A 14312-nucleotide genomic window follows, 5' to 3' on the forward strand; every position below is an offset into this window, starting at 1 on the left:
AAGGAATAGAAAAATATGAATAGTATTCCTTTTTTACGTGCGTCAATTGTACCTGTGAATGAGTATTTAGGTGAATTGGAGAAAATGGATATATCCCACATATATACGAATTATGGACCTTTAAATCAACACTTTGAAGAAAAAATTATGTCGGAATTTTTCGATAGTAAAGGGGCTGTTACAACAGTAGCAAACGCAACACTCGGGTTAATGGCAGCAATTCAATTTAAAAAAAGAAAAAAAGGAAAATATGCGCTCATGCCTAGCTTTACATTCCCAGCTACTCCATTGGCAGCTATTTGGTGTGGATTAGAACCTTATTTTATTGATGTTTCATTAGATGATTGGTGTATGGATAAAACGCTACTTTTAGATAAGATTGATGAATTAAAAGATGAAGTAGCGGTAGTGGTTCCGTATGCAACATTCGGATCATGGATGGATTTAAAAGAATATGAAGAATTAGAAAGAAAAGGTATTCCAGTTGTTGTAGACGCGGCACCAGGGTTTGGGTTAATGCATGAGGGTATACATTACGGTCAGAATTTTAGTGGAATGATTGTATATAGCTTTCATGCAACAAAGCCTTTCGGAATTGGTGAAGGTGGTATGATATATAGCAATAATGAAGAAGAGATAAATCAAATAAAAAGAATGGGTAATTTTGGATTTGATCATAATCGTGAATGTACGATGATGGGGTTTAACTGCAAAATGACTGAGTATGCAGCAGCTATTGGAATCGCAACGATGAATAAATGGAATCAAAAAGTGCAAGAACGAAATCGTATCTCCGAATGGTATACACAGTTATTACAAAGTACAGGATTAATGAAAAAAGGATGGAAAGTTCAAAAGACAGAAGCAGTTATTCATCAATTTATGCCTATTCTCTGCCCAGAAAAAATTCACAATACGCAAGTAATAGAAGTATTGAAAAAGCAAAATATAGAAGCTAGATTATATTTTTCACCATCTTGTCACCAACAAGATTTCTTTAAACACTATAAATCTACAGATTTGACAAATACAAATAAAATAGCAAAACAAATAATTAGTCTACCTTTATGGGAAGGAATGACGCAAGAAATAGTGGAGCAAATTATAATGTGTTTAATGCAGAAGGTGGTGTCGACAGATGAATAGTTTTTATAGTCAAGAAGAGCTAAAGAAAATTGGGTTTTTATCTGTTGGGAAAAATGTATTGATTAGTAAAAAAGCAAGTATATATAATCCAGGTGTTATATCAATTGGTAATAATGTAAGGATTGATGACTTTTGTATTTTAAGTGGCAAAGTAACGATTGGAAGTTACTCGCATATAGCAGCGTATACAGCGTTATATGGAGGGGAAGTTGGGATTGAAATGTATGACTTTGCAAATATTTCATCGAGAACAATTGTATATGCAGCCATTGATGATTTTAGTGGAAATGCATTAATGGGGCCAACTATTCCAAATCAATATAAAAATGTGAAAACTGGAAAAGTTATTTTGAAAAAGCATGTGATTATTGGTGCGCACTCTATTATTTTTCCAAATGTAGTGATAGGAGAAGGAGTGGCAGTTGGTGCAATGAGCATGGTAAAAGAAAGTTTAGATGATTGGTATATTTATGTTGGGGTACCTGTAAGAAAAATAAAAGCCCGCAAAAGAAAGATAGTAGAATTAGAAAATGAATTTTTAAAAAGTATGAACTCTTGAGTATTTAAAAAATTGTATTACAGAGTTTCTCAAAAAATAAACAAAGATATGTGTGTATGAGGGGATATTATGTAAGGAGCAGTTTTTATATGTGGTCTTATTTGTTATAAAGAAGGTTATAACACATTACTATCCCTTTCTTAAATAAAGTAAGAAAACGTTATTCTTTCTAATTAAACTAAAGTAGAAAAAGGATAACGTTTTTTTCTGAATTTCTTAATTGAAATACTTTATATGAGTTGAATGTATTTAGATATGTAAAGAGCTAAAGGACTAAATTTAAAATTTGTACAGAGGTTCTTTCTAGCGTTTTAACATGTATTTCTGTACTTTAAGAATAATATCTTATAAGGGTGTCTCACGTAATAACAATGATAAGAAATAAATTTAAAACATGCGTATCTAAAAAAATGAAATGTAATTTGTGTTAAAAGAAGGGTGGGAACTTTAATAATGGAAAATGAAACAAATTTATCAGAGGTAGAGTTGAGAAAAAATTTGATTGCAAATATTAATGATTGTAAGACACTATTACAGCTAGGTGAGATTTACTATTCTAGTGGGCGATACTATTTAGCAGCTAATTATTTATCTTATGTTATGAAAATGACTAACGATGCTGCATTATATGAAAAATCGAATCAATTATTATTTTTAGCAGAACGTGCAATTCAGATTAACAACAACGATAAGATGTTTTCTACTTTTGAATTTTTAGATACACTTATAATGGAACTTCTCAATTGTTTAAAGAACCATTATTACTATAATATCGATATAGAGTTATTTGAACTTATGCATGTTCGACCTTCTGTTGATTCCATTGTGGTAAATACTCAAAATGAAAAAGAAGAAATTGTGAAGCACTTACAAGGACTAGAAGAATTATATTTTAACCTGAACGACTCCTTTTCTAAAGAGTTATTAATTAAACTTCTGACATTTCGATTATTAGGGAATCATAAAGTCAAGATGCCTTTGAATACTATTGATTATTGGAAGCAAAGAAAATCTATTCCAAACCTCATCCATTCTTCAGAAACACTACAAACAAATTATCATAACTGGACGCTACAATTGTTTGATTTGACCCCTTTAAAGTATAATTTACGGCTATTTTATGTTCCAATGGGAATTAGTGCAACTTTTTTAGATAAGCAATATGAATATAATAAAATTTCACCTGTAATAAAAGTAAAAGAAGGGGACGTTGTTATTGACGCAGGTGGGTGTTTTGGAGATACTGCGCTTTATTTTGCTCATGAAGTTGGAGAAACAGGTCATGTTTACACAATTGAATTTATACCAAGTAATTTAGAAATTATGTCGAAAAACATCAATTTAAATGAAAAACTTCAAAATAATATTACAATTGTGAAACACCCTCTTTGGAATGTTTCAAATACTTCGCTATATTATAAAGATCAAGGCGCTGCAAGTTTTGTTACGTTTTCGGAAGAATCAGGTGTTACAGATAAAGTTAGTACCATCACCATAGATAACTTGGTAGTAGAACATAAACTTCATAAATTGGATTTTATTAAAATGGATATTGAAGGTGCTGAAATGAATGCATTAAAAGGCGCTATTCATTCTATAACTACATTTCGCCCTACGCTTGCTATTGCGATTTATCACCAAATCAGTGATTTTGTTCATGTTATGAAATTTATTAATGATTTGAATTTGGGATATCAATTTTATTTAGGACACTATACCGTCAATGCTCAAGAAACCATCCTATTTGCAGTTGCAAGAGAAAAGATGGAAGTGAGTGATGAAAATGAAGAGTAAATCCAATAGGCGGCTCGCGGTAATTGATACTAAATTTCCTTGGAAGTTAAGCGGATTTCGTTACTGGGAGAATTACCAAATCTATAAAGAACGACCTGATACTCTTTTTTTTTCTACTGAGGTATATACAGATGATTTCCCGACCAAAGTTTATGATTTTCAATTATTCAATAAGATAGCGAAAGAAGAAGGGATTACTGATATATACTGTGTTTTTTTAAATTTCGTTTTGAGTTTATTAGGTACTGGTTATCTTCCTGACGGAACACATATGCCAGGAGCAAACCCTAACCTTAATATAGCTGCTTTTTTAAAGGAAAATCATATTGACCTTCATACTACAGTATATCCAGGTGGAGGACTAGACCCTTATACTTCTGTTGAGTTTTTAAATATAGTATCTAAACATTGTAAAACAGTATTTTCGAATGCGAATGAGGTATTAAATACTATTCCAAATAGTATTTATGTTCCAGGGATAATTAATACAGAATTTTATCATTATAATCAAAAGGTTAGTACTAAGACAATACAGATGATATTTGCGGCTCACAATGCAGAAAGAAAAGGGTTTCCTTTATTAGCGCAAGCTTTTAATAAACTTGATGATCAATTTCATTTACATATTGTAGGAAACTGGGAAAATAGTTTGCATCTATTAACAAACAACAATTATACTTTTTGGGGTATGTTAGATTTAGAAAAATTAAAACAATTATATGAACAATCACATGTATTTATTAGTTGTAGTACAAAAGATAAATTTGCTATTGATGGGTTTCCAACTACTGCTGCAGCTGATGCAATGGCGACAGGGTGTATTTTAGTTTCAACAAACCACCGAAACGATAATCGTATACTTAAGCCTGGTGAAGACTATTTGAAGATAGAAGCAGATAGCAATTCCATATTAAGTAACTTATTTTGGATTAAGATGAATTTTGAAAAAGCACTAGAGATAGGGAAAAGTGGTGCAATTAAAATGGATAAATATTTTAACTATAAAACAAATGTGAATTTTAAGTTATCCCATATATTTTAATCTATTATTATTTATTTGTTTATTTGTTCTAAAATAATTAAATTGTTTTATTTAACCATCTTTGATATAGCTTCAAAATAAGCTTGATTCTTAAGAACCTCAATCAACTTCTTTTAGGGAGTGATTGAGGTGTTTTTTCATTTCTTTACACTCTTATATGTTATTTCATGATAGGAGAAATGCTTGTTCACATAAAGTTCGTTTGTTTTGTATAAAAGGATATTTTATAATTAGATTTGATTGTAAAGAGTGAGATGCTTATACAATGACTCCTAGGTGACTAGGAGTTTTTACTATATAACTATCATTATTGCTAAATATGACACACTACACATTCTACTCAAGGAGGTACATAATGAAGAAATTATATAATGCATCGTTTACGTATTTGATTATCGGTTTATTATCAGGAATTTTCGCTAGGGAATATGGAAAGTATAAGGGGATTGTAGGATCTACGTTGTTAAATCTTTTGCATACACATACACTTGTACTTGGTTTTTTCTTCTTTTTAATTGCTTTAGGGTTAGCAAAAGTATTCGCGTTTCATGAAGCGAAAAGTTTTAATAAGTGGTTTGTTGTACATAATATCGCATTAATTTTAATGTTAGGTTCATTGGCAGCAAGAGGGCTTCTTCAGCTAAATGGAGCGGACTTTAAAGGGTTAACTTATATTGTTGGGTTTTCTCATTCGCTGATGGCAGTTACTTTAATTTGGTTTATGTTGTTAATAAAGAAGTCATTTAAAATATAGTTTTATAGAAAAGAACTTGCAGTAATTGTTGCAAGTTCTTTTTTTATTCGAAAGTAAGAAATGAATTTCGTATATGTAAAACTTGAATTATTTAATTTTTCGGATTATTATGTATAAAACGCTTAACATATTTTGTAATTCAAATTTATAGAGAGTAGGAGAGTGTACGATGGAAATAACAGTAGAGCGTTTAGTAAATGAATTAAAGGGTGTGCTTCCCGAAGATCGAGTAGTAATCAATACGACAGTAAGAGAGTTACATAGTAAAGATGAATCTTATCATGCTAGTAGTTTACCTGATGTAGTAGTTTTTCCGAAAACGACAGAAGAGGTTAGCATGATAATGAAAATAGCGAGTGAGCACGGGACAGCTGTCGTTCCGTTTGGGGTAGGTTCTAGTTTAGAAGGACATGTAATCCCTTATGAAAAGGGAATTACAGTTGATTTTTCATTAATGAACAAAATTCTTGAAATAAGAGAGAAAGATTTTCTGGTGAAAGTACAGCCAGGAGTGACTCGTTCTCAGCTCAATAAAGAATTGAAGAAATACGGTTTGTTTTTTAGTGTAGATCCAGGGGCAGATGCAACGTTAGGTGGAATGGCTGCTACAAATGCAAGTGGAACGACAGCGGTGAAGTATGGTGTTATGCGTGATCAAGTTCGTGATTTAGAAGTCGTTCTTGCTGATGGAGAAGTAATACATACTGGGAATTTAGCTGCGAAGTCGTCATCAGGTTACCATTTAAATGGTGTTTTCGTAGGATCAGAAGGTACGCTTGGATGCTTTACAGAGTTAACATTAAAAGTATATGGCATACCAGAGCATGTTATGGCCGCAAGAGCATCGTTTCCAGCTATAAATGATGCAGTAGAAGCTGTTATTAACATATTGCAAGCGGGTATTCCGATTGCGAGAATTGAACTCGTTGATGAACTATCTATGAAACAAGTCAATCATTATAGTGAAACAAGTTACAGAGAAGAACCTACATTGTTTTTAGAGTTTCACGGTAATGAAGCAGGGTTAAAGCAAGATGTTGAATTTACGAAGGAAATTGTTTTTGATCATAAATGTAAAGAAGTTGCTTTTGAAACGGAAACTGCAGCGAGAAATAAATTATGGGATGCACGGCATAATCTAGCATATGCTTACGTTCATAGCTACCCTGGTAAAAAGCTTATGAGTACAGACGTATGTGTACCTATTTCAGAATTAGCTGGTGCCATCCAACATGCGAAAGAAACATTAGAAAAGAATGGTCTTGTTGGTGGTATTCTTGGCCATGTAGGAGACGGGAATTTTCATGTGCTTTTAATGGTTGATCCAAACGATAAAGAAGAAGTGGAAAAAGCGGATGAAATAAATGAAAATATCGTTTTGTATGCTCTTAAACGAGGAGGAACGTGTACAGGGGAACATGGCGTTGGAATTGGAAAACGGAAGTATCAGGAAGAAGAACATGGGGCGGCATTATTCGTAATGGGAAAAATAAAGAAAGCTCTTGATCCGCAAAATATTTTGAATCCGAATAAGGTGTTTCAATTAAAGGATAGGAGCTGATCGGGTGAAAGTACTAGAAGCGATAAGTAATATAGCTGGAAAGTATTTTGCATTTTGGGTTATTTGTATTGCAACTATTGCGTATTTTATTCCCGCTCCATTTCTCGGGTTAAATAGTTACATAACGATTTTACTTGGAGTTGTCATGTTTGGGATGGGGTTAACATTAAAGGCTGTTGATTTTAAAATCATTGCTACAAAACCATTGCCAGTTATTATCGGTGTATGTGCTCAGTTTATTATTATGCCACTTGTCGCATACGTACTAGCCTACGTTATGAATCTGCCAGCCGAATTAGCAGCTGGATTAGTGTTGCTCGGTTCAGTACCGGGTGGCACTGCATCAAATGTTATGGTTTATTTAGCAAAAGGGAACTTAGCGCTGTCTATTGCGATGACGTCATTATCAACGTTACTAGCACCAATCGCTACACCTCTTATTTTACTATTACTTGCAGGACAATGGATGCCGGTTAATCCTATGTCTATGTTTCTTTCTATCGTACAAGTTATTATCATACCGATTATTTTAGGATTAGTAGTGAAGAAGTTTTTCCCGAAAACTGTTACGAAAGGAATGACCGTTATCCCTTTCATATCAGTTTTAGCAATTATCATTATTGTTTCAGCGGTAGTTTCAGCAAATGTAAGTAGTATTACTTCTTCAGGTCTTCTCATCTTTATTGCCGTTATGCTTCATAATGCTTTCGGTTTTTTACTAGGGTATATAACAGCATTCATACTTAGACTAGACGAAGGGACAAGAAGGGCTATTTCAATAGAAGTAGGAATGCAAAATTCAGGCTTAGGTGTTGCGCTAGCAACAGCACATTTTGGACCAGCTGCTGCACTTCCAAGTGTATTAGCAGCAGTATGGCATAACATTGCAGGACCAATATTAGCAACCATTTGGTCAAAAAATGCAAAGAATACTTTTAGTGATGAAAATGTATCGGTAAATATAGAAAAATAGGAATGATAAAGAATGCAAAAACGCATTGTACATTTTGAAGGCTTAGTTGTATTCGTAGCTGCGATTTATATGTATTCATTATATGAATTTAGTTGGATTGTATTTTTGATATTCCTATTAGCGCCGGATTTATCAATGTTAGCTTATGGGATAAATAATCATATTGGTGCTAACATTTATAATCTATTTCACACGTATATTATATCGATATTAATTGTTATCATAGGTGTTTATTTTAAGGTAGATACCGTTATAATGATTGGTTTAATATGGACAGCGCATATTGGAATGGATCGAATGTTTGGATATGGATTGAAATATGAGACGGAGTTTAAGGATACTCATATTCAGAGGTTATAATTGCTTTTGAGGAGAGGGATACTTTGAAACAGAGAATTACTATCGAAGAGTATAACATCAAATGGGAAAGTGAATTTAATAAGTTACAAACTCTCATTAATGATGTAATGGAAGACAGCATTTTATCCATTGAACATGTTGGGAGTACATCTATTAAAGGACTTGCAGCAAAACCAGTATTAGATATTGATATTGTAATAGAAGATTATGGTTTTTTTCCTAAAGTAGTAACAAAGCTAGAAGCGATAGGATACTATCATCAGGCAGAATGGAGTTACAAAGGGAGAGAGGCGTTCGGCAGAAAGGACGCTTTCGTTCCGTGGGACGGAGAAAGTACAGATTGGATGGAACATCATTTGTATGTGTGTGATAAAGAAAGTGAAGAGCTAAGAAGACATATAGCGTTTCGGGATTATCTTCGTGAACATGAAGATGTTGCTGTTGAATATGGACGTTTAAAGGAAGAGTTAGCAAGAGAGACAAAAAGTAGAACGAGCTATAGTGAAGGTAAGACGGCATTTATTACAAATATATTAGAAAAGATAAACTAAGGCGGCATGGGGTATATGTCGCCTGTTTTTTTGATAGAAAGCTGCCATTGTAAAAGAAATACAAACTGGCCCTGTTGAATGCCACAAGACTTAAATATAATGAGAAATAAAAGATTGGAAAAGAGGAAACTTATGTACATACCAAAATATTTCGCAATACAAGATAAAGAGATGAAGTACGAAATAATGGAACAAAATAGCTTTGCAACATTATTTTCTCAACATAACGGGGAACCATATGCAACGCATTTGCCTTTGTTATTAAATAGGGAGACTCTAACTTTACATGGCCATTTGGCACTTCCGAATGAACAGTGGAAAGATATTGAGAGTCAACAAGTACTTGCTATATTCCAAGGGCCGCACAGTTACATATCGCCGTCATGGTATGAAACAAAGGATGCAGTGCCAACATGGAATTACGTTGCAGTACATGTATACGGTGAATTAGAAATTGTTGAGGATGAACAGGAATTATTAAATTCACTTCAAGATTTAGTACATACATATGAAGAGCCACAGAGTACGTACTCACTTAATGATGTAGATCCGAATTATATGGCAGGATTAAGTAAAGGGATAGTTGGTTTTAAAATTAAGATTAGTAAAATAGAAGGAAAAGCGAAGTTAAGTCAAAATCATTCTGTGGAGAGGCGGAAATTAGTTGTGGGGGAACTTGAGAAAGTTGGGAGTGAGGGGAGTAGGGGGATTGCTAGAATGATGACGTGGAATTCGTTGTGATAGAAAAACAAGTTATATATTATTGATTTTGGTAATGTAAATGAAATAAGAGAGCTAAGAAAAAGAAGCAAAAGTTTCAACGAATAAAAATGAAGTCATACGATAATGCATGACTTCATTTTTTCGCGTGAAAAAATGTATAGATCAACCGCCTCCATCACCTACAGAAAGGCTTTGTATCTTAGTATTGGAATGGTCTAAATTTGTTGGACTTGTTATACCAGTACTAAATGCTAGAATTGTAAAGATCCCCATAAAACTTAAGAGTAATTTTTTCATTTTAATCCTCCTTTAGCATTTGCTTTTTTCTTTGCTTGTAATGCCATATAAAAATATTTACTTGCTTCAGAATGTTCATTTTCATCATAGAATTTAATTGCCAATGTTTCATATTGTTCCTGAACATCTTCATATAATTCTTCGCGTTCGAAATATTTAATTCCTGCCAATGCTATTTTTTCAAATGTTTTAGCAGGTGAACTGTTATTTAGTTCTTGTAAAATCATAAAGCGATGTTGGAACTCCTCTTGTTTTAGTTCGTTACTAATACTTAATCCCCTTTTTATTAGTTCGTCTGCGACGCTAAGTTCCTTTAATTTGTAGTATTCTAAAGCGCTAGCAAAGATAGCTTTATAATGATTTGGGGATTTCTCGATAACTTCAGAGAGATAACGAATAGCTAATGCATTAAGATTTTGATTTGAATACATCCATCCTAAGTTATGTCGAACCATTAAAATGAATTTTTCTTCTCCTGTTTTTTGGAATTGATTCATTGCAGCTGTAAAGTGTTCTTCAGCAAGTTCCCATTCTTTTAAGTTTATACATGCTAAACCTAAAATGTTATCACAAAAAGCTACATTCACTTCATATCCTAGATGATTAGAAAACATATCTTTAGCTTTTGTTACTTCTTTGATGGCTTGAAGTGCTTGTTGATTATCATAGTAGGAATATCCTAGTTTATAGTAGAACTCTGCTTTCTCAATTTCATCTGGAATGTATTGAAGCAAAGCTTCAGCTTTATCATAATGTTCTCTCGCTAGTATATAGTTTCCAATTGCATCTGAGTGAATAGCTTTAAAGAAATGATAGTAATATGATAAGAAATTATTTGTTGGAATTTCAAACGACTCAATTTTATTAAAACTGTCTTTAGAGACGCCTAAATTATCAATTAAATAATTATATCGGAAATTTAGTAAAGAATAATATAGCAATAAGTTTTGATCAGGTATACCTTTTGGATAGTCGTTTTTTAAAATGTTGATTTTATTATCTATTTGTTCTTTAAAACGGTTTGCGCTATCAATGCGTCTTAAACGGATTTCTATGTACCACTCATTTAATAGTTGTGTGATTTGTTCACTTTTAGTGGATGTAAACATGAAGATTCCTCCTTTTTAGAATATTCTTATAAATAATAATAACAAAAATAATAATACTAAAAAGCAAAACTTATATTTCTCAACATTTTTCACGAAGATAATCAATTAATATGATTGGAATAGTGATATATGTGTGGTTTGATTGGAGTACGATTTATGCCTATGTAAAAAATGTGCCTTCAATAATTGAAAGCACATTAAAAGAGATTAAACCGTCAAGTCCCACAAAAAGTACGATAAGGACGATTCGTAGGCGCAGGTGGAACGCAGTATTCTTCTTGATCTGTAGAATACGCATAAGGATTTGCTAGAGCTTCAAGAAGTTTCTCCATTACGCTATAGTCGCCATTTGTAACAGCAGCTTCTAGTGCTTCTTCTACGCGATGGTTTCTTGGGATGATGGATGGGTTATTATTTTTCATCATTTCGTAGGCATTTTCTTTCGATTCTTCTTGTCGTTCTAATCGAGATTGCCACAGTTTGTACCATTCTTTAAATTCTGGACTTTCGAATAGAGGCGTATTTTCTAACGTATCAAGAGTTAATGAACGGAATGTATTTGTGTAATCCGCTTTAAATTTCTCCATCATTTTTAAAAGTTGTTCAATAAGTGATTGATCTTGTTCTTCTTTGCCAAATAGTCCTAATTTCTTTTTCATCCCAAGGAACCAATTGTTTTCATATTGTACGCTAAATTTTGAAATTTCGTCTTGAGCAATCTTTAATGCTTCTTCTTCATCTTCGTGCAGGATTGGTATTAAAGATTCAGCTAGTCGCGCGAGATCCCATGCGGCCATATATGGCTGATTTCCATATGCGTAGCGACCTTGTGTATCAATCGAGCTAAATACGGTTCCTTGATCATAATTATTCATAAATGCACAAGGACCGTAATCAATCGTTTCTCCGCTAATTGTTATATTGTCAGTGTTCATTACACCGTGGATAAATCCAACAAGTTGCCATTTAGCGATGAGACTTGCTTGTTTCTTTATGACTTCTTGTAGCAATGCAGTATATCGGTTTTCATGAGCTTCAATTTCTGGATAATGTCTTTTTATCGTATAGTCAGCTAGCGATTGAAGATCCTCGATAGAACCACGAGCTGCAGCATATTGAAATGTACCAACGCGAATATGGCTACTAGCTACTCTAGTCAAAATAGCTCCAGGTAACTTTGTTTCACGATAGGTTGGTTCCCCAGTTGTGACAACTGCTAAGCTGCGGGTAGTTGGAATATCAAGTGCATACATTGCTTCGCTTATAATATATTCACGTAGCATCGGACCGAGTGCAGCACGACCATCACCGCGGCGTGAATACGGAGTAGGGCCAGAACCTTTCAGTTGAATGTCAAAACGTTTACCTGAAGGAGTAATTTGTTCACCAATTAAAAGAGCACGACCGTCGCCTAACATATTAAAATGTCCGAATTGATGACCGGCATATGCTTGTGCTAATGGGTGAGCTCCTTCTGGGAGTGCATTACCAGCAAAAACAGCAATTTCAACTTCTTTTTTCAATTCTTCAGGATTAAAGCCAAGAGATATTGCTAATGAATGATTTAGTTTAACTAGCTCCGGTGAACTTACGGGAGTAGGGGGGATTTCTGTATAAAATGATTGTGGTAAAGTCGTATAACTATGGTCTAAATTCCAACCAGCTTCATTATTTTTAGTCATTTTATCTCCTCCTTGTTTATTTTTTTATTATGTATTCTTTGTAAAATTAGCTAAAAGTATAATATGATATTTCCCCTTGCAATCTATTGTAAGGACTTCACTGCACTATGTCTATTTAACAGTAAATATAAAGACCCCATCTTAAGAAAATGGAGTCTTTATTATTATTTTATTTTTACAATTATTTTTCCTTTTGCTCTGCCAGCCTCTGAATATTCCATTGCTTTTTGCGCATCTTCAAAAGGGAAAACGCGATCGATTACAGGTTTGATTTTTCCGGCTTCAATATAATTTGCGATAATACGTAATTGATCCCCGCTTGGCTTCATAAATAAAAATGAATATTGAGCATGATGCTTCTTTTCAAGTGCAGTAAGTTTTTTACTTGCTAATGAAAATAAGAGTGTTTTGAAAAATCCTGAACCGAATTCTTTACCGAATCGAGCATTCGGCATTCCTGAAACGGAAACAATGTTGCCGCCGCTTTTTATAATATTGAATGATTTTTCAAGTGTTGTACCACCAATGGTATCAAATACTGCATCATAATCTTTTAGTATTTCTTCAAATTTTTCTGTTTTGTAATTAATAATTTGATCTGCTCCAAGAGACTTTACTAAATCGGAACCAGCTTCACTAGCAGTTGTTGTAACGGTAGCGCCCATTATTTTTGCTAACTGAATTGCGAAAGTACCAACACCACCAGATCCAGCGTGAATTAAAATCTTTTGATCTTTTTGTAATTGCATAATGTCATGTAATGCTTGATATGATGTTAAGCCAACAAGTGGAATTGAAGCAGCTTCTTCAAAACTTAAATTTTTCGGTTTTAAAGCTATATCATCTTCATGAATGGCTATATACTCCGCGAAAGTACCAATCTTATTTTTTCTTGGACGTGCATATATTTCATCGCCGACTTTAAAACGAGTCACTTTTGATCCAACCTTTACGATGACACCGGAAAAGTCATTACCAAGAATTAAGGGCATTTCATATTTAAGTAACATCTTTACTTTTCCATCACGTATTTTAAAGTCAATTGGGTTAATACTAGCTGCATGAATTTCAGCGAGTACTTCATATTCATTTATTTCAGGAGTAGGTACCTCTGCCATACGCATTGGAACTTTCCCGTACTTATCAATTATCATTGCTTTCATTTCTTATACCTCCAAATTTCAATAAAAGTTGTGCAATAGCTTTTCAATATCTAATACAAGATTTTTTAATAAGCCTAATTTTGTACGTATATCAATATAATAAAAGTTTTTTGTGCCTTCTTTTCGCATTAAAATAATACCGGCTTCTCGTAAAATTCTAAGGTGATGTGATACTGCTGGGCGAGAAAGGTGTGTTTGTTTCGTAATTTCACCTACACGTAATCCGGTTTGACATTCTGTTTCCATGAGAACGAACAAAATAGCTTGCCGTGTTTCATCACCAATTGCCAATAATACTTTTTGAGAATCAATAAAATCTTTTTTTATAACGTTTAATTGTTCTTGTTTATTCATTTCAATCACTTTACCTCCAATGAGTTAGTCGAAAGGTTTAAGATGATGGACCATTACATCGATACGGTAATGCTACATCATTGTTGAATGAGCTGCAATATTGGGAAAGAAAATCGAGACGAATGAAATTTTATGAGTTGAAAATGGTAGAGGATAGAAAAGACTTTAATGATATGTTATTTACAGATGAGAAAAGATAAGGATTTTAAAAAAAATAAGCGGTCGTACCCTGAATAACTTATAG

The 14312-nt window shown here is 33.3% G+C and carries 15 protein-coding genes; 10 read left to right on the plus strand and 5 right to left on the minus strand.

The annotated features are described in order from the left end of the window. Window positions 1-15: 15 nt before the first annotated feature. From ACVWY7_RS20840 to ACVWY7_RS20885, 10 genes are all read left to right on the plus strand, one after another. Complete coding sequence (locus tag ACVWY7_RS20840; RefSeq protein WP_001084734.1) at window positions 16-1146, plus strand: aminotransferase class I/II-fold pyridoxal phosphate-dependent enzyme; 1131 nt, start codon at window positions 16-18, stop codon at window positions 1144-1146. Further along, window positions 1139-1705 (plus strand): acyltransferase, encoded by a 567-nt coding sequence (locus ACVWY7_RS20845; protein WP_001084175.1) that lies wholly within the window; start codon window positions 1139-1141, stop codon window positions 1703-1705. Before ACVWY7_RS20840 ends, ACVWY7_RS20845 begins: the two co-directional genes overlap by 8 nt. A gap of 453 nt (window positions 1706-2158) precedes the next feature. Next, a complete protein-coding gene (locus ACVWY7_RS20850; RefSeq protein WP_000426891.1) occupies window positions 2159-3499 on the plus strand; it encodes an FkbM family methyltransferase in 1341 nt (446 codons plus the stop codon). A 229-nt stretch (window positions 3500-3728) separates the two neighbouring features. Beyond that, the gene (locus ACVWY7_RS20855) at window positions 3729-4541 is read left to right on the plus strand and encodes a glycosyltransferase (protein ID WP_000054587.1); all 813 of its coding nucleotides are present in this window, start codon (window positions 3729-3731) and stop codon (window positions 4539-4541) included. Between the two features lie 355 nt (window positions 4542-4896). After that, window positions 4897-5295 (plus strand): DUF2871 family protein, encoded by a 399-nt coding sequence (locus tag ACVWY7_RS20860; RefSeq protein WP_000737904.1) that lies wholly within the window; start codon window positions 4897-4899, stop codon window positions 5293-5295. A gap of 169 nt (window positions 5296-5464) precedes the next feature. Further along, the gene (locus ACVWY7_RS20865) at window positions 5465-6856 is read left to right on the plus strand and encodes an FAD-binding oxidoreductase (protein ID WP_000406944.1); all 1392 of its coding nucleotides are present in this window, start codon (window positions 5465-5467) and stop codon (window positions 6854-6856) included. 4 nt (window positions 6857-6860) lie between these two features. Continuing rightward, entirely contained in the window at window positions 6861-7829 is a 969-nt protein-coding gene (locus ACVWY7_RS20870) for a bile acid:sodium symporter family protein (RefSeq protein ID WP_000865841.1), read from the plus strand. A gap of 12 nt (window positions 7830-7841) precedes the next feature. Continuing rightward, entirely contained in the window at window positions 7842-8189 is a 348-nt protein-coding gene (locus tag ACVWY7_RS20875) for a DUF4260 domain-containing protein (protein ID WP_001172049.1), read from the plus strand. A gap of 23 nt (window positions 8190-8212) precedes the next feature. Continuing rightward, complete coding sequence (locus ACVWY7_RS20880; protein WP_144507935.1) at window positions 8213-8740, plus strand: GrpB family protein; 528 nt, start codon at window positions 8213-8215, stop codon at window positions 8738-8740. 132 nt (window positions 8741-8872) lie between these two features. After that, window positions 8873-9481, plus strand: coding sequence for an FMN-binding negative transcriptional regulator (locus ACVWY7_RS20885; RefSeq protein ID WP_144507937.1), 609 nt, complete (start codon window positions 8873-8875; stop codon window positions 9479-9481). Window positions 9482-9625: 144 nt separating this feature from the next. On the opposite strand, the gene ACVWY7_RS20890 is transcribed toward ACVWY7_RS20885, so the two are convergent. From ACVWY7_RS20890 to ACVWY7_RS20910, 5 genes are all read right to left on the minus strand, one after another. Continuing rightward, on the minus strand, window positions 9626-9760 hold the full coding sequence (locus ACVWY7_RS20890; RefSeq protein WP_260857899.1) for a hypothetical protein: 135 nt from the start codon (window positions 9758-9760) through the stop codon (window positions 9626-9628). Continuing rightward, on the minus strand, window positions 9757-10869 hold the full coding sequence (locus ACVWY7_RS20895) for a response regulator aspartate phosphatase (protein WP_000495318.1): 1113 nt from the start codon (window positions 10867-10869) through the stop codon (window positions 9757-9759). Before ACVWY7_RS20895 ends, ACVWY7_RS20890 begins: the two co-directional genes overlap by 4 nt. A 215-nt stretch (window positions 10870-11084) precedes the next feature. Then, complete coding sequence (locus ACVWY7_RS20900) at window positions 11085-12551, minus strand: protein adenylyltransferase SelO (RefSeq protein ID WP_212114948.1); 1467 nt, start codon at window positions 12549-12551, stop codon at window positions 11085-11087. Window positions 12552-12715: 164 nt separating this feature from the next. Then, window positions 12716-13714, minus strand: coding sequence for an NADP-dependent oxidoreductase (locus ACVWY7_RS20905; protein ID WP_456523955.1), 999 nt, complete (start codon window positions 13712-13714; stop codon window positions 12716-12718). Window positions 13715-13732: 18 nt separating this feature from the next. After that, window positions 13733-14077, minus strand: coding sequence for an ArsR/SmtB family transcription factor (locus tag ACVWY7_RS20910; protein ID WP_000571875.1), 345 nt, complete (start codon window positions 14075-14077; stop codon window positions 13733-13735). Window positions 14078-14312: the final 235 nt, after the last annotated feature.

This window comes from Bacillus sp. TE9106W (assembly GCF_054062215.1).